General features: G+C 56.2%; 21 protein-coding genes. 10 read left to right on the top strand and 11 right to left on the bottom strand.

Features of this window, described 5'->3' with window-relative positions:
- The first annotated feature begins 181 nt into the window (after positions 1-181).
- From IT895_RS07040 to IT895_RS07070, 7 genes are all read left to right on the top strand, one after another.
- Entirely contained in the window at positions 182-646 is a 465-nt protein-coding gene (locus IT895_RS07040) for an SUF system Fe-S cluster assembly regulator (RefSeq protein ID WP_199285107.1), read from the top strand.
- Positions 647-725: 79 nt separating this feature from the next.
- Entirely contained in the window at positions 726-2,168 is a 1,443-nt protein-coding gene (sufB, locus tag IT895_RS07045; RefSeq protein ID WP_085919940.1) for a Fe-S cluster assembly protein SufB, read from the top strand.
- Between the two features lie 74 nt (positions 2,169-2,242).
- The gene (sufC, locus tag IT895_RS07050) at positions 2,243-2,992 is read left to right on the top strand and encodes a Fe-S cluster assembly ATPase SufC (RefSeq protein ID WP_066317385.1); all 750 of its coding nucleotides are present in this window, start codon (positions 2,243-2,245) and stop codon (positions 2,990-2,992) included.
- Positions 2,989-4,329, top strand: a complete 1,341-nt coding sequence (sufD, locus tag IT895_RS07055; RefSeq protein WP_092829347.1) for a Fe-S cluster assembly protein SufD — start codon at positions 2,989-2,991, stop codon at positions 4,327-4,329. Before sufC ends, sufD begins: the two co-directional genes overlap by 4 nt.
- Positions 4,330-4,343: 14 nt before the next feature.
- Positions 4,344-5,609: an aminotransferase class V-fold PLP-dependent enzyme gene (locus tag IT895_RS07060; protein WP_199285108.1), complete on the top strand. Its 1,266-nt coding sequence runs from the start codon at positions 4,344-4,346 to the stop codon at positions 5,607-5,609.
- Positions 5,610-5,617: 8 nt separating this feature from the next.
- The gene (gene sufT / locus IT895_RS07065; protein ID WP_066317380.1) at positions 5,618-6,187 is read left to right on the top strand and encodes a putative Fe-S cluster assembly protein SufT; all 570 of its coding nucleotides are present in this window, start codon (positions 5,618-5,620) and stop codon (positions 6,185-6,187) included.
- Between the two features lie 19 nt (positions 6,188-6,206).
- Complete coding sequence (locus tag IT895_RS07070; RefSeq protein WP_066317378.1) at positions 6,207-6,887, top strand: SanA/YdcF family protein; 681 nt, start codon at positions 6,207-6,209, stop codon at positions 6,885-6,887.
- On the opposite strand, the gene IT895_RS07075 is transcribed toward IT895_RS07070, so the two are convergent.
- From IT895_RS07075 to IT895_RS07090, 4 genes are all read right to left on the bottom strand, one after another.
- The gene (locus tag IT895_RS07075) at positions 6,884-7,330 is read right to left on the bottom strand and encodes a hypothetical protein (protein ID WP_066317376.1); all 447 of its coding nucleotides are present in this window, start codon (positions 7,328-7,330) and stop codon (positions 6,884-6,886) included. The two genes, IT895_RS07070 and IT895_RS07075, sit on opposite strands and share 4 nt — an antisense overlap.
- A gap of 88 nt (positions 7,331-7,418) precedes the next feature.
- A complete protein-coding gene (gene rimK / locus IT895_RS07080) occupies positions 7,419-8,327 on the bottom strand; it encodes a 30S ribosomal protein S6--L-glutamate ligase (RefSeq protein ID WP_066317374.1) in 909 nt (302 codons plus the stop codon).
- 73 nt (positions 8,328-8,400) lie between these two features.
- Entirely contained in the window at positions 8,401-8,841 is a 441-nt protein-coding gene (locus IT895_RS07085; RefSeq protein WP_066317365.1) for an ATP-dependent zinc protease family protein, read from the bottom strand.
- Between the two features lie 76 nt (positions 8,842-8,917).
- A complete protein-coding gene (locus IT895_RS07090) occupies positions 8,918-9,958 on the bottom strand; it encodes a DUF3549 family protein (protein ID WP_199285109.1) in 1,041 nt (346 codons plus the stop codon).
- Positions 9,959-10,243: 285 nt separating this feature from the next.
- Between IT895_RS07090 and IT895_RS07095 the strand changes: the two genes are divergently transcribed.
- The gene (locus tag IT895_RS07095) at positions 10,244-10,576 is read left to right on the top strand and encodes a YqcC family protein (RefSeq protein WP_066317359.1); all 333 of its coding nucleotides are present in this window, start codon (positions 10,244-10,246) and stop codon (positions 10,574-10,576) included.
- Between the two features lie 74 nt (positions 10,577-10,650).
- Here the strand turns inward: IT895_RS07095 and IT895_RS07100 are convergent, their stop codons facing one another.
- The 3 genes from IT895_RS07100 to IT895_RS07110 form a co-directional block, all read right to left on the bottom strand.
- Positions 10,651-11,277: an OmpW/AlkL family protein gene (locus IT895_RS07100; RefSeq protein ID WP_066317356.1), complete on the bottom strand. Its 627-nt coding sequence runs from the start codon at positions 11,275-11,277 to the stop codon at positions 10,651-10,653.
- Positions 11,278-11,750: 473 nt separating this feature from the next.
- Positions 11,751-12,617: a DMT family transporter gene (locus IT895_RS07105; protein ID WP_066317355.1), complete on the bottom strand. Its 867-nt coding sequence runs from the start codon at positions 12,615-12,617 to the stop codon at positions 11,751-11,753.
- A gap of 11 nt (positions 12,618-12,628) precedes the next feature.
- On the bottom strand, positions 12,629-13,495 hold the full coding sequence (locus IT895_RS07110) for an aspartyl/asparaginyl beta-hydroxylase domain-containing protein (protein WP_199285110.1): 867 nt from the start codon (positions 13,493-13,495) through the stop codon (positions 12,629-12,631).
- Positions 13,496-13,811: 316 nt separating this feature from the next.
- Between IT895_RS07110 and IT895_RS07115 the strand changes: the two genes are divergently transcribed.
- A complete protein-coding gene (locus tag IT895_RS07115; RefSeq protein ID WP_066317353.1) occupies positions 13,812-14,696 on the top strand; it encodes a LysR family transcriptional regulator in 885 nt (294 codons plus the stop codon).
- A 276-nt stretch (positions 14,697-14,972) separates the two neighbouring features.
- Here IT895_RS07115 and IT895_RS07120 read toward each other — a convergent pair whose 3' ends face one another.
- Complete coding sequence (locus IT895_RS07120; protein ID WP_199283555.1) at positions 14,973-15,209, bottom strand: hypothetical protein; 237 nt, start codon at positions 15,207-15,209, stop codon at positions 14,973-14,975.
- Here IT895_RS07120 and ltrA point away from each other — a divergent pair.
- The gene (gene ltrA / locus IT895_RS07125) at positions 15,208-16,596 is read left to right on the top strand and encodes a group II intron reverse transcriptase/maturase (RefSeq protein ID WP_199283554.1); all 1,389 of its coding nucleotides are present in this window, start codon (positions 15,208-15,210) and stop codon (positions 16,594-16,596) included. The genes IT895_RS07120 and ltrA overlap by 2 nt on opposite strands.
- Positions 16,597-16,776: 180 nt before the next feature.
- Here ltrA and putA read toward each other — a convergent pair whose 3' ends face one another.
- From putA to IT895_RS07140, 3 genes are all read right to left on the bottom strand, one after another.
- A complete protein-coding gene (putA, locus tag IT895_RS07130; RefSeq protein WP_199285111.1) occupies positions 16,777-20,442 on the bottom strand; it encodes a bifunctional proline dehydrogenase/L-glutamate gamma-semialdehyde dehydrogenase PutA in 3,666 nt (1,221 codons plus the stop codon).
- Between the two features lie 148 nt (positions 20,443-20,590).
- Complete coding sequence (gene putP / locus IT895_RS07135) at positions 20,591-22,081, bottom strand: sodium/proline symporter PutP (protein WP_066317345.1); 1,491 nt, start codon at positions 22,079-22,081, stop codon at positions 20,591-20,593.
- Between the two features lie 427 nt (positions 22,082-22,508).
- Complete coding sequence (locus tag IT895_RS07140) at positions 22,509-23,333, bottom strand: AraC family transcriptional regulator (RefSeq protein WP_199285112.1); 825 nt, start codon at positions 23,331-23,333, stop codon at positions 22,509-22,511.
- Positions 23,334-23,339: the final 6 nt, after the last annotated feature.

Below are 23,339 nucleotides of genomic sequence, written 5' to 3' on the forward strand. Positions count from 1 at the left end.
TCTCGATAGTTTTATTGAATGATAATGATTAGCTTTTTTGATGTTATCAGCGGCGAACGTGTCAGGAAATTGCGCTATTTGATAAGGAATTTGCAGAAGGGCTTCACATCAAATTTATACAGGACTAAAATGGTCCTCAATTGAGTGGACAGGCCAAATGCAATGGCTAATGGGAGTCGACATGCTTAAGCTTTCCCGGCTGACAGACTATGCCGCCGTGGTCATGGCGCAGATTGCTCGTCAGCCACAGGCGTCACATGCGGCGGCAGACTTGGCCGATGCGGTGCAGCTGCCTCATCCGACGGTAAGCAAAACGCTCAAAATGCTGGTAAAAGCAGGACTTCTTGAATCACAGCGTGGCGCCCAGGGTGGCTACCTGCTCGCTCGGCCTGCTTCCCAGATTACGGCGGCAGACATTATCTCCGCGATTGAAGGCCCAGTGGCAATGACCGAGTGCAGCCAGGCAGAAGGTGACTGCGATCTCGTGGCCACCTGTGGCGTGGCGGACAACTGGCAGCGCGTATCGCTTGCCATCCGCACACTGCTTGAAAGCGTGACGCTTGCACATTTGGCCGATACCACGCCGATCAAGCTACCCGTACAGCTACCAATTCAAAGCATAAGTCTATCGGCAGCTACTGCATGACCAGCATGGCCGATACAGGCACTTATCTCTTATTGACGGCGAGCTAACCTCGCCACCCAACTGCCCGGAGGGTATGACCATGGCAACCGAAGAAATGGAACAGTTGGTTCGTCGCGATTACAAAGAAGGCTTTGTAACTGATATCGAAAGCGACACCCTGCCACCTGGCCTGGACGAAAACACCATCGCCTTTATTTCTAAAAAGAAAGGCGAGCCGGAGTGGATGCTGGAGTGGCGTCTTGAGGCGTTCCACAAATGGCAGGAAATGAAAGAGCCATCCTGGGCGCACCTGAATTATCCGCCGATCGATTACCAGTCGATTTCCTACTTCAGTGCACCGAAGCGTCCCGAAGATCGTCCCCAGAGCCTCGACGAAGTCGATCCCAAGCTACTGGAAACCTACGAGAAACTGGGCATTCCGCTGCATGAGCGGGCAGCGCTTGCCGGTGTTGCGGTAGATGCCGTGTTTGACTCGGTGTCGGTCGCCACGACGTTCAAGGAGCAATTGGCAGAAGCCGGGGTGATCTTTTGTTCGATTTCTGAGGCGATTCGCGATTATCCAGAACTGGTCAAACAGTACCTGGGGACCGTGGTGCCGCAGAACGACAACTATTTTGCGGCGTTGAACTCTGCCGTGTTCACCGACGGGTCCTTTGTCTTCGTGCCGGAAGGCGTGACCTGCCCGATGGAGCTGTCGACCTACTTCCGTATCAATGCGGCCAACACCGGCCAGTTCGAACGTACGCTGATCATCTGTGAAAGCCGGGCTCAGGTTTCCTATCTGGAAGGCTGCACCGCGCCAATGCGCGATGAAAACCAGCTGCACGCGGCGGTGGTAGAGCTTGTTGCATTGGACGATGCCTATATCAAGTATTCCACGGTCCAGAACTGGTATCCCGGTGATGAAGACGGCAAGGGCGGCATTTACAATTTTGTGACCAAGCGTGGCGAATGCCGCGGCGCGCGTTCGCGGATCAGCTGGACGCAGGTGGAAACCGGGTCAGCCATCACCTGGAAGTACCCCTCCTGCGTACTACGCGGTAAAGACAGTATCGGCGAGTTCTATTCTGTCGCCGTGACGAATGGGCGCCAGCAGGCCGATACCGGTACCAAGATGATCCACATCGGGGAGGGCACCCGCTCCTATATCGTTGCCAAGGGTATCTCTGCCGGCAAGAGCGATCAGTCCTACCGCGGTCTGGTGAAAATCGGCCCACGCGCCAAAGGAGCCCGTAACTTTACCCAGTGCGACTCGCTGCTGATTGGTGACAAGTCAGGTGCGCATACCTTCCCGTACCAGGAAATAGGTAACAGCACGGCCAAAATTGAACACGAAGCGACCACGTCCAAAATTGGTGAAGACCAGCTGTTCTACTGTCAGAGCCGGGGTATCACCGAGGAAGACGCGGTCAGCATGATCGTTAACGGCTTCTGCAAGGATGTGTTCCAGGAATTGCCGATGGAGTTCGCGGTCGAGGCCGAGGCGCTCCTGAACGTGACACTGGAAGGCGCGGTAGGCTAAGTGCGCGCTACGGTACCAGACAACTTTTATGAGCGTCGCGTAAGCGATCTGTAAGCATTTGAAGGGTTTTTACTATGTTGGAAGTTAAAGATTTACACGTCACCGTCGAAGGCAGCGAGATTCTCAAAGGCCTCAGTCTGACAATCAACGAGGGTGAAGTGCATGCGCTGATGGGCCCTAACGGCGCGGGTAAATCCACGTTGTCGGCGGTAATTGCGGGCAAGGATGGCTACGAGGTCACCCAGGGCAGCATTACCTTCAAGGGTCAGGACGTGCTGGAAATGGAAATCGAAGAGCGTGCCCAGGCGGGCCTGCTGTTGGGTTTCCAGTACCCGGTCGAAATTCCCGGGGTGAAAAATATCTACCTTCTCAAAGCCGCCCTCAACGCCCAGCGTGCCGCACGTGGTGAAGACGAGTTGCCAGCACCTGAGTTCATGAAGCTGGTGAAAGAGAAGCTTGGCCTGATGAAGATGGATGCCAGCTTTTTGCAGCGTGCGGTCAACGAAGGCTTTTCTGGCGGCGAGAAGAAGCGCAACGAAATTCTGCAAATGCTGGTGCTGCAACCCAAGCTCGCCATGCTTGACGAGATTGACTCGGGGCTTGATATCGACGCCATGAAAGTCGTTGCCGACGGGGTCAACAGCCTGCGCGCCCAAGACCGCGCGATTCTGCTGGTGACCCACTACCAGCGCCTGCTCGATTACATCGTCCCGGACAAGGTTCACGTTCTGGTCGACGGGCGCATTGTCAAAACCGGCGATGCAGAGCTTGCCAAAGAGCTGGAAGCCAACGGGTACGAAGGCATTGAGGAGTCTGCGGCATGAGCGACACGCAAACGTTTTTGGACACGCTGAACGCGCGTAGCCAACAGCGCGATGCAGAGCCGACCTGGATCGCGGCTCGCCGCCAGGCTGGCGCGGCGCGCTTCGAGGCTGTTGGCTTCCCCACTCGCCGTGATGAAGAGTGGAAATACACCGATGTTCGCTCTATTGCCCAGGGCAATTTTGCCCTGGCGGAAAGTGCCGAGTTCTCCCAGGCCCAGGCAGCCGCATTGACGCTGCCCCTGGATGCCTACCGGCTGACGTTTGTCGACGGCGTGTTTTCATCAGCGCTGTCTGATCTGGAGGCACTGCCCGATAGCGTTCAGGTGCTGCCGTTGTCCAAGGCCCTGACCGACAATCATGAAGCCGTTGGCGGGCCGCTGGGTCGTCTGACAAGCGTTGATTTTTCCGCCTTTGCGGCACTAAATACGGCGTTTATGGAAGAAGGTGCCGTGGTACGCATCGCACCGGGGACAGTGGTGGAAAAGCCCATTCTGCTGCAATTCCTTTCCCGTGCCGGTACGCCAGTGATGAGCCATCCGCGTATTCTGGTAGAAGCGGGTAGCCGCAGCGAAGCGACGCTGATCGAACATTATGCCGGTCAAACCGATGCCACGAATTTCACCAACGTGGTGGCTGAGCTGATGCTGGACCGTGGTGCGATTCTGAACCACTACAAGCTTCAGGAAGCACCGCTGGGCGATATGCACGTGGCGAGTATCCATGTCGAGCAAGGCCGCGATACCCGGTATAGCTCCTACAACCTGAATCTGGGCGGTGCGCTGGTGCGTAACGACCTGATCAGTGACTTGAACGGCCAGGGGGCTGAAACCAACTTCCTCGGGCTGTTCTTTGGCCAGGGTCGCCAGCATGTCGATAATCACACCAAGGTCAATCATAATGCGCCACTGACGTTCTCCAACGAGAACTACAAGGGCATTCTGGATGACCGTGCCCACGGCGTGTTTAACGGCAAGGTATATGTCAAACGCGACAGCCAGAAGATAGAAGGTTTCCAGAGCAACCAGAACCTGCTGCTTTCCGACCGTGCTCACATCGACGCCAAGCCTGAGCTTGAAATCTACGCGGACGACGTCAAGTGCTCCCACGGCACGACCACCGGCCAGCTTGATGAAGAAGCCATCTACGCATTGCGCACCCGGGGAATCGACGAAGCGACCGCTCGCGGTCTACTGACACTGGCGTTTGCCGGTGAAGTGCTGGAGCAGGTGGCGCTGGATGCCGTGGCCGAGCGCGTGGAGCTTGCCGTCGCCGGTAAATTGCCAGAGCGTTTCAACCTTGCCGGGTTGGTAGAAGCAGCGGTTTCGCTCAACGACTAATCAAGGAGCTATCGATGCCCCATACCGTGATTGAGACGCCCTTGGAGCAAGACAGCGCGCGCTATGACGTGGCCGCGCTGCGCCGGGAATTCCCGGTGCTTAGCCGCGAAGTTAACGGCAAGCCGCTGATCTACCTGGACAATGCGGCGACCAGCCAGACGCCGCAGCCAGTGATAGACGTATTCAGCGATTACTACTCGCGCTATAACGCCAACATTCACCGTGGTCTGCACACCCTGGCCGATGAGGCCACCGCGGCGTTTGAGGGTACGCGTCAGCGGGTGAAAGGGTTTCTCAATGCGGAAGACGCGCGTCAGATTATCTTTACCCGGGGCACCACCGAGGCGATTAACCTGGTGGCGCAAAGCTGGGGGCGCACCCAACTGCATCCTGGCGATGAGGTATTGATATCGATGCTGGAGCACCATTCCAACATCGTGCCCTGGCAACTGCTGGCAGCCGAGCGCGGGTTTACCATCAAGGTCATTCCCGTGGACGCAAATGGCGCGCTGGATATGGACGCCTATCGGGAACTGTTGAGCGAGCGTACCAAGCTGGTCGCAGTCAATCACGTGTCCAATGCGTTAGGTACGATCAATCCCGTTAAAGAGATGACGTCGCTGGCGCATCAGTTTGGCGCCTTGACCCTTGTTGATGGCGCCCAGGCCGCGCCGCATCAACGGGTTGACGTGCAGGACATCGATGCTGATTTCTATGCCTTCTCGGGGCATAAGGTCTACGGGCCTACCGGCGTTGGTGTGCTGTATGGCAAAAAAGCGCTGCTGGAAGCAATGCCTCCCTGGCAGGGTGGCGGTGAGATGATCGACACCGTTTCCTTTGACGCGGGCACTACCTTTGCTGCTATTCCGCACAAGTTCGAGGCGGGTACACCGGCAATTGCCGAAGTCATTGCCTTGGGTCGCGCCCTTGAGTGGATGGAAGGTGTCGGGGTCGAGGCGATCAGTGCCTGGGAAGGCGTATTGCTTGATCACGCCACCCAGGCGGTCAGCCAAGTGGACGGGCTGCGTATTCTGGGTACCGCACCGAACAAGGCAGGCGTGCTATCCTTCGTGGTTGACGGGGTACATGCCCAGGATATTGGCCTGTTGATCGACCAGTTGGGCGTGGCGATCCGTACGGGGCATCACTGTGCTCAACCGCTCCTGCATCACTTTGGGGTAGAAGCAACGTGTCGGGCCTCATTTGCTGCGTATAATACCCTTGAAGAGGTAGAAACCTTTGTAGCGGCGCTCAACCGCGTTATCGGAATGGTGCGCTAAGGGAGCTTATGGATATCGAGCAAGTAGCCAGTTTGCAGCGTGGGCAAAGCTTACCGCTTCAGCGCGATGTGGAAGCGATCGCGATACCGTTTGGCAGCACCGAGCAGTTGCCGGAAGATAGCGTCGTAAGCGTCATGCAGGCCAAGGGCAGTACGGTGAGTGTCGGCTTTGAGGGGCGGTTGTTCTTGATTGAAGGCAGCAACCTGGATGCGTTGGGGCTTCCTCCATTGCCGCGACCAACGCTGCACGAAGATGCCACGGAAGACGAAATCGAGCAGTTCGTCTGGGATCAACTGCGGACATGCTTTGACCCTGAGATACCTGTCAATATCGTCGACCTGGGGCTGGTTTACGGCTGCCGGATCGAGCGACTGATCAGCGGTGAACGGATGGTGACCATTCGTATGACGCTCACCGCCCCTGGTTGTGGCATGGGTGATGTGATTGCTGCCGACGCGCGTAACAAGATCCTTGGCGCGCCGCAGATCAGCAAGGTGCATACCGAGATTGTCTTCAGCCCGCCCTGGAGCCGTGACATGATGAGCGAAGAGGCGAAGCTTGAGCTGGGTATGTTTTAACGGCGGGACGGCGCGCTAAATGCGTATACCGCTGATCAGATGGATATCGCGTATGTTAATGTCGCTGGGAGCCTTGCTGCTTCTGGCGACATTGCTATTTGTAGGTGCCAATCTATGGATTCTGGGGCGAACAAGCGCTTATATCCATGAACAACTTCCCCAGTGTGTACCCACCGAGGTAGGGATCGTCTTTGGTACCTCGAACTGGACACGCAGCGGCATGCGCAATCCTCATTTCCATGCGCGAATGCGCACCGCCGCCCGGTTGGTTGACCATCAAAAAGTACAGCATCTGCTGCTGTCGGGCGATAATCGTACTCAGGCCTATAATGAACCCCGCGCCATGTGGCGAGACTTGACGCGCCGAGGCGTAGCCCCTGAGCAGCTGACAATGGACTTTGCCGGTTTCAGTACCTACGACACCCTGGCAAGAGCCCGCGACGTTTTTCAGCTGGACCAGGCGGTATTGATTACCCAGGACTGGCACTTGCCCAGGGCGATCTTCATCGCCCAGGCATTGGGCATGGAGGTAACTGGCTGTGTTGCTGAAGAGCGCGATGGAGCGGGTGGCTGGCACGTGCTGATGCGCGAGTGGGCAGCCAGGGTGGCCACGCTCGGTGATTTGTATATCTGGGGGCGCGAGCCTTACTTTCTAGGCCCGCCGGAGCCTATTCAAACCTTACCCGAGCGCACGAATTAGCGGCTTGTTTTGCGTTTTTGCAGCTCGTATAGCTCGCGGATCAGCTGACGACAGCCCTTCATGCAATCTTCGATAACCGGCTCGATAGGGGCGGGTAGCGGATGAGTGAAGAGCGTTGACAACGCCTGCATCAAGACGCGCTCCTGCTCCAGCAGCTCGTTGATCAGCACTTGACTGTCGTTGCCGACAAAACTTTTCAGACGGCTCCAGAGCCATAGAAAGTCGTCGCGCTCAACGTCAGCGTCCCGGGGCAGCATCTTCAGATGCGTCCGTGCCAGGTCCTGCAACTGGTGCATGGATTCTAGGCGTGCAGCGTAATGCGGCTTCAATGCTTCGCGCAGGGAAGGTCGCAGGCGTTCTATATTGTCCTGGAAATAATCAATGCTATCGGCCAGCGCTTCCAATGCGCTGTCCATCGCCACTTGGCGATTGTCGAGAAACATGAGCGTCTACCTCCTTCGGTGACGCAGATTGTGGCGGGGGTGCGCTAGATTTGCCACCCCCTTGACGAATTATTTTTGCGCAGACCGGTTAGCCTTTCGGCTTGGGTGGTGCTTTACGCGCCGGCATGGCATTTTTTTCGATGTGTTCAATAATCATGCTGGCGATGTCTTTGCCCGTGGCACTTTCGATGCCATGCAAACCGGGGGAGGAGTTCACCTCCATGATCACCGGGCCATGATTGGAGCGCAGCAAATCGACACCCGCAACCCGCAGCCCCATGGCCTTGGCCGCACGGATGGCGGTGGAGCGCTCTTCAGGCGTAATCCGGATGACGCTGGCGGTGCCGCCGCGGTGAAGGTTCGAACGGAATTCACCGTCGGCCGCCTGACGCTTCATGGAGGCCACGACTTTATCACCGATCACAAAACAGCGAATATCGGCACCGCGTGCTTCCTTGATGTACTCCTGCACCATAATGTTGGCTTTCATGCCCATAAAGGCTTGAATAACCGACTCCGCCGCCTGATTGGTTTCAGCCAACACCACGCCAATGCCCTGGGTGCCCTCCAGCAGCTTAATGACCAGCGGGGCACTCTTTACCATGGTGATCAGGTCGGGAATGTCATCCGGCGAGTGGGCAAAGCCGGTAATGGGAAGCCCCAACCCTTTGCGTGACAGCAATTGAAGCGAGCGCAGCTTATCCCTTGAACGCGTAATCGAGACGTTATCGTTGATAACGTAAGTACCCATCATTTCGAACTGACGGAGCACCGCGCAGCCATAAAAGGTGACGGATGAACCAATCCGCGGGATGACCGCGTCGAAAGGCTCGATTTCCTGACCCTTATAGTGAATCGACGGGTGGTGTGAGGCAATGCTCATATAGCAGCGCAGGGTGTCAACCACTCGCGCAGTGTGTCCACGACTTTCAGCGGCTTCCACCAGGCGGCGCGTGGAGTAGAGGTTGCGATTACGGGAAAGCAAAGCGATGTGCATGCGAAACTCCAAGCCTAGTCGAAGGGGCGTAGTGAAAGAGGAAGTGGAAAACCAGCGTGGAATGCTAACAAACTTAAGGTTCGCCGTGTAAAAACGCAGCCCCCGGTGCCACCAGCAAACGGCGCATTGCACGCCGCCCCAATAGCATGGGGTGTCGCATATTGCTGCGGTCCGCAAGGCTTAGCTCAACCGGAAAGTTGAGGTCACCCAGGCGCATTGGAGTGCGGATCACATAACGCCATTCAGCGTGTCCGTTCGAGCTGGTCACCCGTCGGCGATCGTGTAAATGCACCTTCAGACGGTGAGCCGGGGTTTCAGGCCCACCGCTATGGGTAATAAAGCTGACCCATAGCTGACCTTCTTCATCTTCATGGGTCTGGATCTCCTCGGCGTGCAACGCCGAGGTACGCGCCCCTGTGTCTGCTTTGCAGCACAGATGAAGTCCCAGATCTGGCAAATAGACCATTTCACGACGGCCAATCACCGCTTTGGCCTGGTAAGGGAGTTCTTTCAAAACGACTCCTTAGGAAGCCGACGATTGACGATAGCCTTCTTCACGTTCATCGGGCGTTCCTTAGCAACATCAGTAATCAACCCTGGCCGCTATCGGCCGACAATTCAGCTACGCGGGCGTGGATCCTTGAGCCTTCCGGTGCATCACGCAGCGCCATCAGTAATGGCAAACGTAGCCGGGGAATCAGTGCCAAGTCTTTTACCATCGCAATAAAATCGGTGCGTTCATCATCAGCCAGGCGCGACAGGAAAAGCGGCAGGCGTTCGCCGTCTTCCAGATGTGACCAGCCCCTGCCCGCCATCGCCGCCAGTACGTCGGGGCCACTGGTGGTCTCATCGCGGAGCAACTGAGCATACCAATTGCCTGCTTCGTCGGTGTCCGTCGCTCCGACGGCCCGTACGCAGGCACATAGCATTTCCAGATCACCTGCAATGATGGCTTTTTCACCCCGCTGGCGCAATGCGGCGACCAGGCTGCTGGGCAAAGGCTGATGCTCCAGACAAAGGCAAAAGGCCTGAGCAACCTCTGTGGGCAAACGGGCGAACTGGGTGGCTAATCGCTCTGCCGTCTCTTCATCGAGGCGGACTACCACGTCGGCGATACCCTGTAACCCCAACTGTTGCCAGTCTAGCGCCTGTGGATCGCGGAGGTAAGCGTCGACGGGTTCAAAATACCGACTGGCAGGCAAGTCAAGCGCATGGGTTGCCCGGGCATTAAGCATCGCCTGAAAAGGGGCGCTCGGGGTAAAGGCGAGCGGGTTGTCCTTCATCAGGTTATCAACTCCCGAGCCGTGCCCCTGACCCAACTGCGAGACGTTGCGGCCGAGGGTTTCAAGCAGCCGGTTCAGAAACGCATCGCGCTGGGCGGGCACCAGGTGGCCTTCCTCGTCCAACGGCAGAGCCAGAAACCAGATCGCCGGTTCGGGCATATCACCCAGACGAAACACAATGGCCACGCGCGCCTGACCTTGCCAGGGTTCAGGCCATGGGCTTTGGGCATTTTCCAGCTGGCGCAGTGCATCAATGGGGCACGGGGTGACGCGCCGTCCCATATGATAAAGCGACACACTGGCTCCGCTGCGCTGAAAAAACTCGTCTAGGGTGCGAATTGGTTGCATAACGTCCTTTCCCATTGCAAGCCTGCACTCTACCTTGCGGATAGCAGCCTGTCAGCCGTAGGCACCCATAATATCACGCCTTTTTTACTGTCTGGTTAAAAATTAAACAGTCATCGCCAACCCGCATGGGAAACGCGGATGCGATACCTTTCCATAGCTTATCCACAGTCTCTTGCAGGTTTTCTGTGAATCTGTGAATAACGAAGATCCCGGTGGATGAGTGGCAACTCAGCCATAGAGTAGGGATAATGCTTGTTTAATTATCTGATTTAACATAGGTGGTTTATGGGTGCACATCGCGAGCTTCATACCGCGCTTCTTGACCTTGAAGCGACGCTAAAGGCCGCTGACCTATGGCGTATGCCAACCCCAGAAGCAGCGGCTTTTTCCAGCCAGCAGCCGTTCTGTGTCGATACAATGTCGCTGCTCCAGTGGCTGCGCTTTGTGTTTATCGCGCGCCTGGAGTCGCTGGCTGAAGCGGGTGGGCCGATGCCCGCCAAATGCGAGGTGGCGCCCGCCGTGGCGGCCTATTTGCAGCAGGAGCAAACACCTGCCCATCACCAGTTGCTCGTTGTGCGGGCTGTGGAGAGAGTGGATAAGGTCGTCACTGAAAACTGAAGGCCGTTGTAACAACAAAGCCCGCCGCAAGGCAGGCTTTGTGGATAACGCCTGAGAGGTTATTGGCTGTCAGCCTAGAAACGATAGCTGAGGCCACCCATGACCACGACAGGGTCGATCTCAACGGTACCGGCCGCTGCACCGTCAACGCTGGCATCGGTATCGATGTCGATGTACCAGGCCGCGGCGTTCAACGCCCAGTGGTCATCAATCAGCAGGTCGACGCCTACTTGCCCCGCTGCACCCCAGGAGTCATCCAGATCTAAATCGCCAATCGCGAGCTCTTCATCGGAGAAATGGGTGTAGTTAATACCCGCGCCGACATAAGGCTGTACCCGGGACTGTGTGCCGCCCAACGGGTAATACTGCATTGTCAGGGTTGGCGGCAAGTGCTTGGTTGAAGCGATATTACCGCCGTTCAGGTGGATATCGTGCTCGAACGGCAGCGCGGCCAATAGCTCCACGCCGACTTTATCGAGGAAGCGGTAGCCCAAGGTGAACGCAAAATCGGTTTCATCCTGTACATCCACGGCCAGCGCACCGTTGGCCAGTGAGCCGTTGTCGCTTTTAGGAGCGACTTTGGCAACACCCACGCGGGTAAAGAAATCACCCGCGCCGTAAGCGAATGCCTGGCTGCTGGTCATCAACGCAGAAGCGGCAACGGTGGATACAAGTAGGGTAGGCAGGGCGGCTTTACGCATGGGGGCACTCCTGATGTTAAAACAGACAGTTTCAAACGACTCGTTGCAACGCTGGACGGCTATTCGATAGCCGCTTAACGATGTGGCCAGTGTAACGAGATCCAGGGAGTGGATTATTGATCCAGGGCAAGGGTTGCTGGGTAGGTGCTATGCCCTAAAGAAGATGCCCCTCAGGCTGGCATAAAAATGCAAGCCACACCTCGCAACAAGCGCGTGATTGCGGGCGCCATGATAACGTATATGTACCTAAAGGCGTATATTAGTTGAGAATTGAATATGCAAGAGATGCGTCATGACCGGAATCACAGCAACTGAGGCGCGCAGCATTTGGCCACTAACAAGGAAAGGTCATGCGGTAGGGGGGACAATCCTGATCTGTGTTTGCTGAGCTCTGGAGGAGGATGGGTGGCATTGGCCCGACGTTCACCTTTTTTAAGAACTGATTGTCTACTTAAAGCCCTAAAACCGACTCCTCACCGAATAAGCCGACCATATATAAGCAGTGAAGATACAACCATTGCTCCACCGATAATCGTTAATAAGCTCAATGGTGCATCGTAGACAAGATAGTCTAATAAATATGTAATAACAGGCACCAAAAAAAACAGCGTTGAGACCTTGCTTGCTTTGTCCCCTTTCAGCATGTATACCAGCAAAAGCACGGCCCCCACTGAGACCACGACAATCATCCATAGCGCTGAAAAGATAAATTGTGGCGTTAGTTTTGCGTCAAAACCATAAAGTCCAACCCCAAAAGCGAAGATGGCAGAGGATAAGCAGTATTGAACCAGCACCGAACTCATTACATGAACGTTGGTATGCTTCTGTAGGATAGTACCAAACGTCATTGCCAACACGGATAAGCTGGCGAATATAAGTCCGGGTACCGTAACAACATCTACCGCACCGCCCCCTGTGACTGCAATCACCAGTCCGACAAATCCAAGAAGCAGCACCATATAGCCTTTGCCACCAATGCGTTCCAGCGCAAGCACAGGGGTGAGTAAAGGTTGGCATCCAAGTACAATAGCAAGCATGCCGGGCGACAGGTCGTGAGCGATAGAAGCAAAGAAGAACCCCTGATAGAGGACCTGCAAAAAAAGCCCCACGAATAAGAGCCGAATCCAGGTTGGCCTGGGCATTGAAAGCAAGCTCCGAATCTCGGCCGGAAGAAGCGTAGCCAGTAATATCGTCATCACCAGCAAGGCGCCAAGAGACCTGACTAGGAGGAAGGACAGTACAGAAGAGTCCTGTAAACCAGCTTTAACAAAAAGGGCACCACTGCTCCACATGGCTAGAAAGAGCAGTGGCGCCAAACGGGCAAGATTGAAACTGACCATAATGGAGTCACTCACCAACTGGCGATTGAAAAGCGCTCACCCAAATTTCGGTTCTCAATCAAATAGTGCTTAAGCGCTTTCGCCTTGGCTGCGACCTCTTCATCGTTTTTGCTCAATGCGGCATCAATTATCCAGTCATAGCATTCTGATACGGGTATATCGTAAGTGAAATGGAATTTTGATGCGGCAAATATTATATCTTTAAAGGTTTGTTTGTTTAACATCTTAGCGATGCTTGCCACAATTTCATTTTTTTCGATTGAACTGACTGTATTTCTTTTTACATAGGTCGGTTTGACACCTTCTTCGTACCTTGCTGATTCGTTGAAAATATCACGAGGATCAAAATCTCCCTGAAAAACAAAATCAAGGCAGATTGCCATACGGCTTTTGTTTGAAAAATTAATGGCAGCGTGATCTTTGGCCGCGTCAAGGAACCATACTTCTCCTTTGCGCATCTGGAACACACCGCCTTCATCAGAGTGGTAGGATTCAGGGTTATTTTCAAGCATCATAAAAACTCGAAAGTAGCGTTCAGTTTCACCGTCCATTTCAACAAAATCTCGATGCGGGATAACCATTCCGTCAATCAAGTTTCTAGCTCTAACCATAATTAGATTTTTAATAGAAAAATTATCTTCGATAATTTTATTTATCATTTGGCATTTTTTGAGGTGCGACGTCGGTATTGCTATTTCACAGTTTCGAAACTGTGTGTCATAGTCATGTCCTGATGCATTAAACAACGAGATGTTTTTCCAATACCCTTGTGCAAATTCATCATACTCTTCATGGATCTTGGGTAGATTGTTGAGGTATTCAATTTCGCTAGAAAGGTTGACTGCGTCAAGGTCGATTTTTGCCACAATAAAAGACATAGCTTATACTCCACTTGAAAGTTTGGAAGATTGTTTTTAACCCTAGCTGTCAAAGTGGGAAAATCCCAGCGAATAATGTTGATAGGTGGGTATCAATATTTTAGATATGGTGACTGCCCTATTCTTATGGGATCTTAATCCATAGAATAACTAAAATACCTTTTATAAAGCATGGTGGGCATGGGGAGAGCAGAGGTTGAAGCAGAGTATGGGGCACTGAGTGCCAGACAAGATCTTTTTAAGAAAGTGTTTGGGAATACTTGAAACCGCAGGTGCTGCACTTATTATTACTTGAATTCAGGACTAGGAGTGCCAAATGGATCTAGACATCGATTGCTTACGCACCTTCATCGCCGTGTCTGAGCTGAGCAGCTTCACCAAAGCTGCCGTACGCCGTCATCGTGTACAGTCTGCAATCAGCTGGCAGATAAGGAAGCTGGAGCTACAGTTAGGAACGCCGCTTTTCACAAGGCATAGCGGCGGTGTGTCACTCACAAAAGCTGGCAAGCAGTTACTCAAGCGGGCTAAAGAAATTCTCGAAATAAACGAGCTGGCGCTAAATGAATTGTCTGGTGTCAGCGACGACCAAAAGGTGACAATCGGAACCAGCGATGTATTCTTGGCAAGTTTCATACCGGACTTGCTTAGAGCGTGCTGTGACTCTCATCCAGGAATAAGTATAGAAGTTGTCTCTGGATATAGTGATGAGATTTGGCGTGCTTATTCGACAGGCGAGGTTGATATTGCACTTACTCAGAATTGCCCTGAGTCTATTTCAAGCAGGCTGTTGTTGACCACACCGATGGTATGGATAGCACCAAATGCCCAATTTTCTTGGCAAGAGAAGAGGTTGAGGATTGCCTGCTTTACTGATGGTTGCTCCGACCGATCCATGATCCTCAATGCCCTCGATAGCAACGGGTTAGATTATGAGATTGTCTTTTCGTCATCAAACCTTGCTGGTGTTTTATCAGCAGTAGCAAATAATCTCGCTATATCGGCGATCCCACATGTTGCGGTAACTGATGATGTCTACAAACTGGAAAACAATAATTTTTTACCGAACCTAGGAAGTATTGATATCTCTGTATCAGCTAACTGTACAAATCCAGATAGTCCGGTGAGAATGGTAGAAGAAATGATTGTTGGTTTTTTTGAATATAAAAACAATATAAGTAAATCAGTGGTTAAGGCATGTTAACGCTCCTTCTTCTATCATTTTAAAAGTTCTTAAGCCGACTTTTTAGTGTGCGCCAGGCATGGCGCGCAGCGCCTTAACTGGCGCTGTTCCTGGGGGTGGTGCCTCAGGATGACTTGGGGGTGAAAGTCCCCTGCACGCCCGGCAAGGGGAAGTGCTAGCCGACGGCAAGGGTGTCTCCCGCGAGGGGGAATCTGAAGGCAGCCTGAGGCAAAACGCTGGCCTGACGAATAGGAAGCGGATACGAGGCGTTATGGCGGGGTGAGGTGGCACTAATCACTAAAGCCCGATACTTGCACGGAACGTCATGACGTAAATCCGACAGGCATAAGCGGGAAGGTCGCGCGTCTTACCCTGGGAGGTCTGGTGGTCTGCCATGGTGCTACCGGCGTCGAGAGGCGACGGGATGGACCACCAGACGTCAGCAGAGGCCATAGTAAGTGCCGGTTCACTCCGGCACCAAGGGCCGAACATGAAGAACCGCGAGTAGGCGATAACGTCTCGAGGATCGATCATGAAGACAGAAACTGACGCTAACACCGTCACTCACCCAGAGGGGCAGGGGCAGTACCCTGAGCCCCAGCCGGTGAGCGTCGAGACGACCCCGGCGTCGCTATCGTGGACGAAAGCGGAGCCAACCTCGCTCATGGAACGGGTCGTTGACCCGGAGAACATGGAGCGAGCTTACCGTAAGGTGGTTGCCAACAAAGGGGCACCGGGTGTCGATGGCATGACAGTGCATCAATTAGCCAACCACCTAAAGCAATACTGGCCAACGCTGCGCGAGCGGCTGCTGGCCGACGAGTATCACCCAAGCCCAATCCGAGCGGCCACGATCCCCAAGCCTAAAGGCGGCGAGCGGCAACTCGGCATTCCTACGGTCACAGACCGACTGATCCAGCAAGCGCTGCTGCAGGTGCTCATGCCTATCTTCGACCCGATGTTCTCCGAGTCGAGTTACGGCTACCGCCCCAAACGCAACGCCAAGCAGGCCGTCTCGTCCATGAAGGCCCACGTTACCGCCGGCCACCGCTGGGTGGTCGATCTCGACCTGGAAGCCTTCTTCGACCGAGTGAACCACGACCTGCTGATGGCACGGGTGGCGCGACGCGTTGACGACAAATGCGTGCTGCGCCTGATCCGCCGCTACCTGGAGGCAGGCATATTCCAGCACGGCCTGCCCACACCGAGACGCCAAGGAGCGCCTCAAGGTGGGCCCCTCAGCCCGCTGCTGGCGAACATCCTGCTGGACGATCTGGACAAGGAGCTGGAACGCCGAGGCCACCGCTTCTGTCGCTACGCCGATGACGTTCAGGTGTACGTCAAAAGTCGACGAGCAGGCGAGCGTGTCATGGACAGCTTGAGTGAGTATCTCGAGAGTTCACTCCGGCTGACGGTCAATCGCCGCAAAAGTGCGGTGGATCGGCCGTGGAAACGCGGCTATCTAGGCTACAGTCTCACTCGGCACAATCAGCCGAAACTGACGCTAGCCAAGACCAGCCTGAAGCGTATGACGCAGCGTGTCCGGGAGATCCTGAAGCGTGGCAGGGGGCGTAACATCCAACGGGTAATCGAAGGGTTGAGGCCAGTCCTACGAGGATGGGCCAACTACTTCAGCCTCGTTGATGTAAAGCGCCCGCTGGAAGCGCTGGATCAATGGATACGCCGCCGCTTACGCGGCCTGCTCTGGCGGCAATGGAAGCGCCCAGCGACCCGGCGGCGGAAACTCCGAGGCCTAGGTCTGGACGCATACCGAGCTTGGAAATCGGCGGGTAATGGGCGAGGCCCCTGGTGGAATGCCGGGGCATCGCACATGAATCAGGCCCTGCCGAGGAAGTGCTTTTATGACCATGGCCTAATCTCGATACTCGATACGGTAGGATGGCTCAAACGTTGTTCATGAACCGCCGTGGTACGGAACCGTATGCCCGGTGGTGTGAGAGGACAGGGGAGGTAACTCCCCTTCCTACTCGATTCTGTAGAACTTCGTTACAGGTGGCGACTGAATGACCTTGTGTCTTTCATTGGGGAGACGCCAGTATTGGCGTCTCCCGACCACGTTAGATCACGTTCAGTAGCGATCCTATTCAGCCGTTGCCAATAAGCTCGCGTTGCCGCCCGCTGCGGTGGTGTCGATGCACAGATGGCGTTCCACCACGTAGCGTTCCGGCGAAATGGTCTGGGTCTCGAGCTGGATGACGGCGCCGTCGCGCTTGGCCAGCGCAATGCGCAGTTCGCGGGTCCAGTCGCTGTTGCCCGCGGCGGCGACCGCCGCAATACCTTTGACATCACTCAATGTCTCGGCCGAGACGCTTCCGTCTAGCCCCGCGACTGGCGCACCGGCATCGATCAGCGGCTTCACTGCCTGTTCGGCGCCTGGCGCGACCACGACGGCCGCACAGCCAGTGCCAAGAGCCTGTGCGGCCTGAGCAACGGCAACATCCAGGGTTGGCCCCAGGCACAGAACCATGCCCTTGGGATACATCGCCAGACGGTTGCTTTCACCTGTCGGCCCCGGCAGTGTCTGCGGGGTCATATCCAGCGCTGCTGTCTCATTGAGCGCCTTGCGGATCACACCGCCTTTGCCGGAGAGCGCCTTGCGCAGTACCTCGATGCGATTGGGGCGTACCGCCCAGTTGCGCGCATCCAACCCGTCGATGGCGGATTGGAGATCGTCCAGTGATACGGTTTTTTCGTGTGGCGCCTCAGTGCGTTCGGCGTCTGCGGTGCGGCGGAAGCGAGTGACGTAGAGCGGGCCACCGGCCTTGGGTCCAGTGCCTGAGAGGCCCTCGCCGCCGAACGGCTGGGAGCCAACAATGGCACCGATCTGGTTACGGTTGACGTAGACGTTGCCGACATGAATGCGCTCGACGATCTGCTGTACGCGGTCATCGATACGGGTATGCAGGCCGAAGGTCAGCCCGTAGCCCTTGCCGTTGATGTCGTCGACCACCATGTCGATATCCCGCGCCTTGAAGGTGGCCACGTGCAACACCGGGCCAAAGATTTCACGCTCGAGATCCTCGATGCCGCCAACGTCGATCACCGCCGGGGTAACGAAGGTGCCGGTCTCCGGCACTGAAAGCTTCTTCAGCACCTTGCCAGCCTTCTCCTGCGCCGCTACATAATCGCTGATTTCCTGTTGGGCATCGGCATCAATCACCGGCGATACGTCGGTATCGGTATTCCAGGGGTCGCCGATGGTGAGCGCGTCCATGGCACCGTAGAGCATGTTGAGCAACCGGTCACGGGCTTCTTCCTGGACATACAGCATGCGCAGCGCGGAACAGCGCTGGCCGGCCGACTGGAAGGAGGAGATCAGAATATCGCGCACCGCTTGCTCGGTGAGCGCCGTGGAGTCGACGATCATGGAGTTGAGTCCGCCGGTTTCGGCGATCAGTACGGCATCAGGCCCCGCGTTCTCGGCCAGCGCCTTGTGGATGATCTGTGCCACCGGGGTCGAGCCGGTAAAGCAGACACCGGCAATACGCGGATCGCTGGTCAACGGGCCACCTACCGTCGGGCCATCGCCCGGGAGTAGTTGCAGCGCCGCTTCGGGCAAACCGGCTTCGCGCATCAACTCAACGGCACGGGCCGCGATCAGAGGCGTCTGCTCGGCGGGCTTGGCGAGTACCGCGTTGCCAGCCACCAGTGCGGCCGCGATCTGCCCGGTGGTGATGGCCAGGGGGAAGTTCCACGGACTGATGCAGACGAAGATACCGCGGGCGCTGCCGGGCTCTTCCGCTTCCAGCCGCTCGCCTTCGTTGGCGTAGTAGCGTAGGAAATCCACTGCCTCACGCACTTCGGCGATACCATCGAACATCATCTTGCCCGCTTCGCGGGTGGTGATCACGGTCAGTTCGGCGATGTGTTCTTCGTAGAGGTCGGCGGTGCGGCGCAGTACCGCGGCGCGTTCTGCCACAGGGCGCGCCGACCACTCTTTGAAGCCTTCCTCGGCGGCGTCGAGGGCAGTGGCGACCTCTTCCGGGGTGGCTTCATGCACCTTACCGATTACCCGAGAGCCGTCGGCGGGGGAGACCGCATCACGTGCCGGGCCCTTGGGAGTCGGGTTGCCTGCCAGCATCGGGCCTGCCGTCCAGGTGGCGTCGGCAAATGCTTCGCGGGCATTGAGTAGCGGCAAAATTGAAGCGGGTTCGTTGATGCGGTAGCCCTTGGAGTTCTTGCGCTCAGGCTCGAACAGCTCGCTGGGCTGGCGGATCAAGGGGCTTGAAACGTCATTGCCGAGCTGCTTAAAGCCTTCAATGGGATCCTTCGAGACCTCGCTGGGCGGAATCGAGCTATCCACTACCTGGTTGACGAACGAGGAGTTGGCGCCGTTTTCCAGCAGGCGGCGAACCAGATAGGCCAGCAGGTCGCGGTGCGCACCAACCGGGGCGTAGATGCGACAGTGCGTGCCCTCTGTCTCTTTAACGATGTGGTGCAGCGATTCGCCCATGCCATGCAGGCGCTGGAACTCGTAGCTGTCCTTGTCGTCGCCCGCCATTTCTACGACGGCAGCGCAGGTGTGGGCGTTGTGGGTCGCGAACTGAGGGTAGATGCGGTCGCGCCGGTCGAGCAGCATTTGCGCGCAGGCCATGTAGCTGACATCGGTGTTGACCTTGCGGGTGAAGACCGGGAAGGTCTTGACGCCCATCTCCTGGGATAGCTTGATCTCGGTATCCCAGTAGGCGCCTTTCACCAGGCGTACCATGATCTTGCGGTCATACCGCTCGGCGAGTTCGTAGAGCGTCTCGATCATCGGCGCGGCGCGGCGCCCGTAGGCTTGCACGACCACCCCAAAACCATCCCAACCGTCCAGGCTGGGGTCAGCCATTAGCGCCTCGATCACGTCGAGGGAGAGATCCAGCCGATCCTGCTCTTCGGCATCGATATTGAAACCGATATTGGCCTTGGCTGCCTGCTGCACCAACTCTTTGGCGCGAGGCAGCAGTTCTGCCATTACCGTTTCACGGTGGGTGTATTCATAGCGGGGATGCAGCGCCGAGAGCTTTACCGAAATGCCGGGGCTGCCGCGGACATCACCCTTGGCCTGCTCGGCGATGGCGGAAATCGCCTTGGCATACGCTTGGTGATAGCGGACGGCATCTTCGTCGGTGCGCGCCGCTTCGCCCAGCATATCGTAGGAATAGGTATAGCCCTGCTTCTCGAGCTCACGGGCATTCTTCATGCCTTCTTCGATGGTCTGGCCGAGCACGAACTGACGGCCGAGAATCTTCATCGACTGGCCAACTGCCTTGCGAACCACCGGCTCGCCCATGCGGCGAACCAGGCCCCGCAGCGCCCGTGTGGGGCCCTTGGGGTCCTCTTCCAGGACCTTGCCGGTCAACAGTAGTGCCCAGGTCGAGGCATTGACCATTGAAGACGAAGACTTGCCCAGGTGGGCGCCCCAGTCGGAGGGTTCGATCTTGTCGTGGATCAGGTCGTCGATGGTTTCTGCATCGGGCACGCGCAGTAGCGCTTCTGCCAGACACATCAGGCCAACGCCCTCGGTGGTCGAGAGCCCGTACTCGGCCAGGAATGCCTCCATCATCGAGGGCGACCTTTCCTTGCGCACACGCTCTACGTACTTGGCACCAACGGCGGCGACCTGCTTGCGGTCATCCTCCGACAGCTTGATACGCTCGACAAGCCCGTGCAGTACATCTGCTTCATTGGCGTCGTAATTCTTGCGAATGCGTGAGCGCAGGTCACTCACGTCGCTATGCAGATGAGGGTTGGCTTCGTTCATAGGGATCTCTCCTTGCTAGCCGACACGTAACGTTACTGCGTCGGTTAGGGTTTAGTCGGTCTTTTGGCAGCAAACACAAAAGATCAAACCAACAGAGGGCTCCTGGGGGAGCCCTCCTGATACGTTGAATGTATCCTGCGCGCTCTTGCTAGCGGGTAATGTGCTGATACTCGCCGGCATCGGCCGTGGCGCTGCTTACCACCAGGATGGCAAGGAAGGCTGCGATGAAGCCGGGAATGATCTCGTAAATGCCCGGGCCACCCATGAAGGAAGCGTTCCAGCCCAGGGCAATCCAGATCATGACGGTGGCGGCACCCACGACCATGCCAGCAATGGCGCCATTGCCGTTGGTACGCGACCACATCAGCGACAGGATGATCAGCGGGCCGAAGGCGGCGCCGAAGCCTGCCCAGGCGTTACTGACCAATCCAAGTACCTGTGAGTCTGGATCCGACGCAATCACGGCTGCTATCAAGCCCACCAGGACGACGCTCACACGGCCCACGTTCACGCACTCCTTGTCCGTGGCTTCTTTACGCAGGAAGAGGCGATAGAAGTCCTCGGTCAGCGAAGAAGACGCTACCAGTAGCTGGCTGGAAATGGTGCTCATGACCGCCGCCAGCAGCGCTGCATACAGGAAGCCGGTGATCAGCGGGTGGAACAGCAACTCCGCCAGGATAATGAAGATGGTTTCCGGGTCTTCGACATCCATGCCGTTGCGGACCGCATAGGCGCGGCCAAAAATACCCAGCGACACCGCGCCGATCAGCGAGATGGCCATCCAGCTCATGCCGATGTTGCGGGCAATTGGTACATCCTTGAGCGTGCGGATTGCCATGAAGCGCACGATGATGTGTGGCTGGCCAAAGTACCCAAGCCCCCAGGTCACCGCAGACAGCCAGCCGATAAAGGTCAATCCTTCCGTCCACGACAGCAGCGTGGGGTCGACCTCATTGAGGGTCTGTGATGCCTGGCCGAAGCCGCCGCCGCCTTCACCAAAGAGGACAACCGCCGGCATGATCACCAGGGCCAGCATCATGATGCAGCCTTGCACGAAGTCCGTCATGCTCACCGCCAGAAAGCCACCGACCACGGTGTAAACCAGCACGACGCCGAGGGTGATCAGCACGCCCGCACCATAGTCGCTCATGCCGCCAATGTTCACGACCCCCGCAAAGGCGCTTTCGAACAGCTTGCCGCCGGCTACCAGGCCCGATGCGGTGTAGACCGCAAAGAAGATGACGATCACGATGGCAGACACCGTGCGCAGGGAAAGCGACCGTGTCGGAAAGCGATTTGCCAGGAAAGCCGGAATGGTGATCGCATTGCCATAGTGAACCGTCTGTTCACGCAGGCGCGGAGCGACCAGAATCCAGTTGAATAATGCCCCGACGAGCAGGCCAATACCGATCCAGGCCGATCCGAGGCCAGAAGCGAACATCGCACCGGGCAAGCCCAGCAGCAACCAGCCACTCATGTCCGACGCGCCAGCTGACAAGGCGGCCACTTTGGGGCTGAGGTTACGGCCACCCAGCATGTAATCTTCCGAGGAAGAGGTGGCTTTGCGCATCGCATAAATGCCAATGGCAATCATGAGCGCAAAGTAGGCAATGAGACTGATCCAAACACCAATAGCCATGTAACTTCTCCAATAATTCTTCGGGACGGCGTTAATTCCGCCCGGTTTGTGCGGTTACCGGGAAGGGCCCGGTAGTCATCCGCATTATTTTTATTAACCCGTTTTTCATTCACGCTACGGGGCTTAACGAACGCCCGCAATAGACAGTGTCAGAAAGGTTGATGGCACCTTTATCAGCAATGATCCCAGTATTATTTTCGACCATAAGAGAGTTCCCTGTTCATGAGTTTTGGTTTGTCGATGATGAGCTGCTTACTCATCGCCCTGCGCCGAAAGCGGCGCGTTTCCGCCCATTAAAGCGGTAATAATGGTAACAGGACGTAAAACCTGAGCTAACGCTCGAATGTAGAGCGGAGTGGCTGTCGGTGTATGCCATTTCCACGGGAAAATATGTCAAATTCGAGGTAAGTCGATCACTTATAAGACGTTAGTTTAGTTTGACAGGCTCTGCCAGGGGATTATATGGACGGCTAGTCAACGGGGTGGAGAGTCTGCGGGATTGACGAAGCTGGCGGGGAGAGAGCCCATAGCCACGGCGAAACGCATGCGATAGCGCACTCTGGTTGGCAAAACCGGTTTGCAGCGCAATATCGGTCAACGACAATTGGCTCTGTACCACAAGCTGATGGGCCGCATGGAGTCGCTGACGCTTAACGTATTGCCAGGGCGAGAGCCCTGTCTGTTGACGGAAACGTTCCGAAAAATGTGCCTCGCTCAGGCACACCAGTTTCGCCAGGTCGGCGACACGCAGATTGTCGGCCATATGCTGTTGAATATAACGGTCAAGGTGGCGAATATCGAGACGCGAGGGTGGGTCAGAGACATTGCCCAGGCGCCCCTTGAGAGCCCCCAGAAAAGTGGCAGCCAGTCGGTCATGTTGAAAGGGCGGCAGGCCAGGGGAGTCGGTCTGGCCAAGCTCACATTCCATGAAGGCCAGGTAGTGGCGCAGCGAGGCATCCAGAGCAAAAAAACGCGGCGCATCGAACAGGGCGACCAGCTCGCGCTGCTCACCGGTAAGCGCCGGTGCATCTTCTGGCAGGTCCAGAATCAGCTGTCGGTTATAGCCACTGCCCGAGTAGTAGTGCTCATGATTCGCGGGCACGATACAGCCCGAAAACGCATTGACACGGCCGCCCAGCCCCTCGATCTCAAACTCCGACGCACCGCATAGAGTGATAACGATTTGGTGAAAATCATGAGCGTGGTGACGCGTAGCGCTTTCCAGAGGAATTCGGCGAATCGTGCTGGGCATAGGAAT

It is taken from the genome of Halomonas sp. A40-4 (assembly GCF_015767635.1).
GTDB lineage: Bacteria > Pseudomonadota > Gammaproteobacteria > Pseudomonadales > Halomonadaceae > Vreelandella > Vreelandella janggokensis.

What these genes read in the sequence shown, in the direction of transcription:
- putP (WP_066317345.1), bottom strand. Translation starts at nt 22,081, where the DNA reads ATGGCTATTGGTGTTTGGATCAGTCTCATTGCCTACTTTGCGCTCATG.
- sufC (WP_066317385.1), top strand. Translation starts at nt 2,243, where the DNA reads ATGTTGGAAGTTAAAGATTTACACGTCACCGTCGAAGGCAGCGAGATT.
- IT895_RS07070 (WP_066317378.1), top strand. Translation starts at nt 6,207, where the DNA reads ATGCGTATACCGCTGATCAGATGGATATCGCGTATGTTAATGTCGCTG.
- ltrA (WP_199283554.1), top strand. Translation starts at nt 15,208, where the DNA reads ATGAAGACAGAAACTGACGCTAACACCGTCACTCACCCAGAGGGGCAG.
- IT895_RS07040 (WP_199285107.1), top strand. Translation starts at nt 182, where the DNA reads ATGCTTAAGCTTTCCCGGCTGACAGACTATGCCGCCGTGGTCATGGCG.
- IT895_RS07090 (WP_199285109.1), bottom strand. Translation starts at nt 9,958, where the DNA reads ATGCAACCAATTCGCACCCTAGACGAGTTTTTTCAGCGCAGCGGAGCC.
- sufB (WP_085919940.1), top strand. Translation starts at nt 726, where the DNA reads ATGGCAACCGAAGAAATGGAACAGTTGGTTCGTCGCGATTACAAAGAA.
- IT895_RS07100 (WP_066317356.1), bottom strand. Translation starts at nt 11,277, where the DNA reads ATGCGTAAAGCCGCCCTGCCTACCCTACTTGTATCCACCGTTGCCGCT.
- IT895_RS07120 (WP_199283555.1), bottom strand. Translation starts at nt 15,209, where the DNA reads ATGATCGATCCTCGAGACGTTATCGCCTACTCGCGGTTCTTCATGTTC.
- IT895_RS07060 (WP_199285108.1), top strand. Translation starts at nt 4,344, where the DNA reads ATGCCCCATACCGTGATTGAGACGCCCTTGGAGCAAGACAGCGCGCGC.
- sufT (WP_066317380.1), top strand. Translation starts at nt 5,618, where the DNA reads ATGGATATCGAGCAAGTAGCCAGTTTGCAGCGTGGGCAAAGCTTACCG.
- sufD (WP_092829347.1), top strand. Translation starts at nt 2,989, where the DNA reads ATGAGCGACACGCAAACGTTTTTGGACACGCTGAACGCGCGTAGCCAA.
- rimK (WP_066317374.1), bottom strand. Translation starts at nt 8,327, where the DNA reads ATGCACATCGCTTTGCTTTCCCGTAATCGCAACCTCTACTCCACGCGC.
- IT895_RS07105 (WP_066317355.1), bottom strand. Translation starts at nt 12,617, where the DNA reads ATGGTCAGTTTCAATCTTGCCCGTTTGGCGCCACTGCTCTTTCTAGCC.
- IT895_RS07115 (WP_066317353.1), top strand. Translation starts at nt 13,812, where the DNA reads ATGGATCTAGACATCGATTGCTTACGCACCTTCATCGCCGTGTCTGAG.
- putA (WP_199285111.1), bottom strand. Translation starts at nt 20,442, where the DNA reads ATGAACGAAGCCAACCCTCATCTGCATAGCGACGTGAGTGACCTGCGC.
- IT895_RS07095 (WP_066317359.1), top strand. Translation starts at nt 10,244, where the DNA reads ATGGGTGCACATCGCGAGCTTCATACCGCGCTTCTTGACCTTGAAGCG.
- IT895_RS07110 (WP_199285110.1), bottom strand. Translation starts at nt 13,495, where the DNA reads ATGTCTTTTATTGTGGCAAAAATCGACCTTGACGCAGTCAACCTTTCT.
- IT895_RS07075 (WP_066317376.1), bottom strand. Translation starts at nt 7,330, where the DNA reads ATGTTTCTCGACAATCGCCAAGTGGCGATGGACAGCGCATTGGAAGCG.
- IT895_RS07140 (WP_199285112.1), bottom strand. Translation starts at nt 23,333, where the DNA reads ATGCCCAGCACGATTCGCCGAATTCCTCTGGAAAGCGCTACGCGTCAC.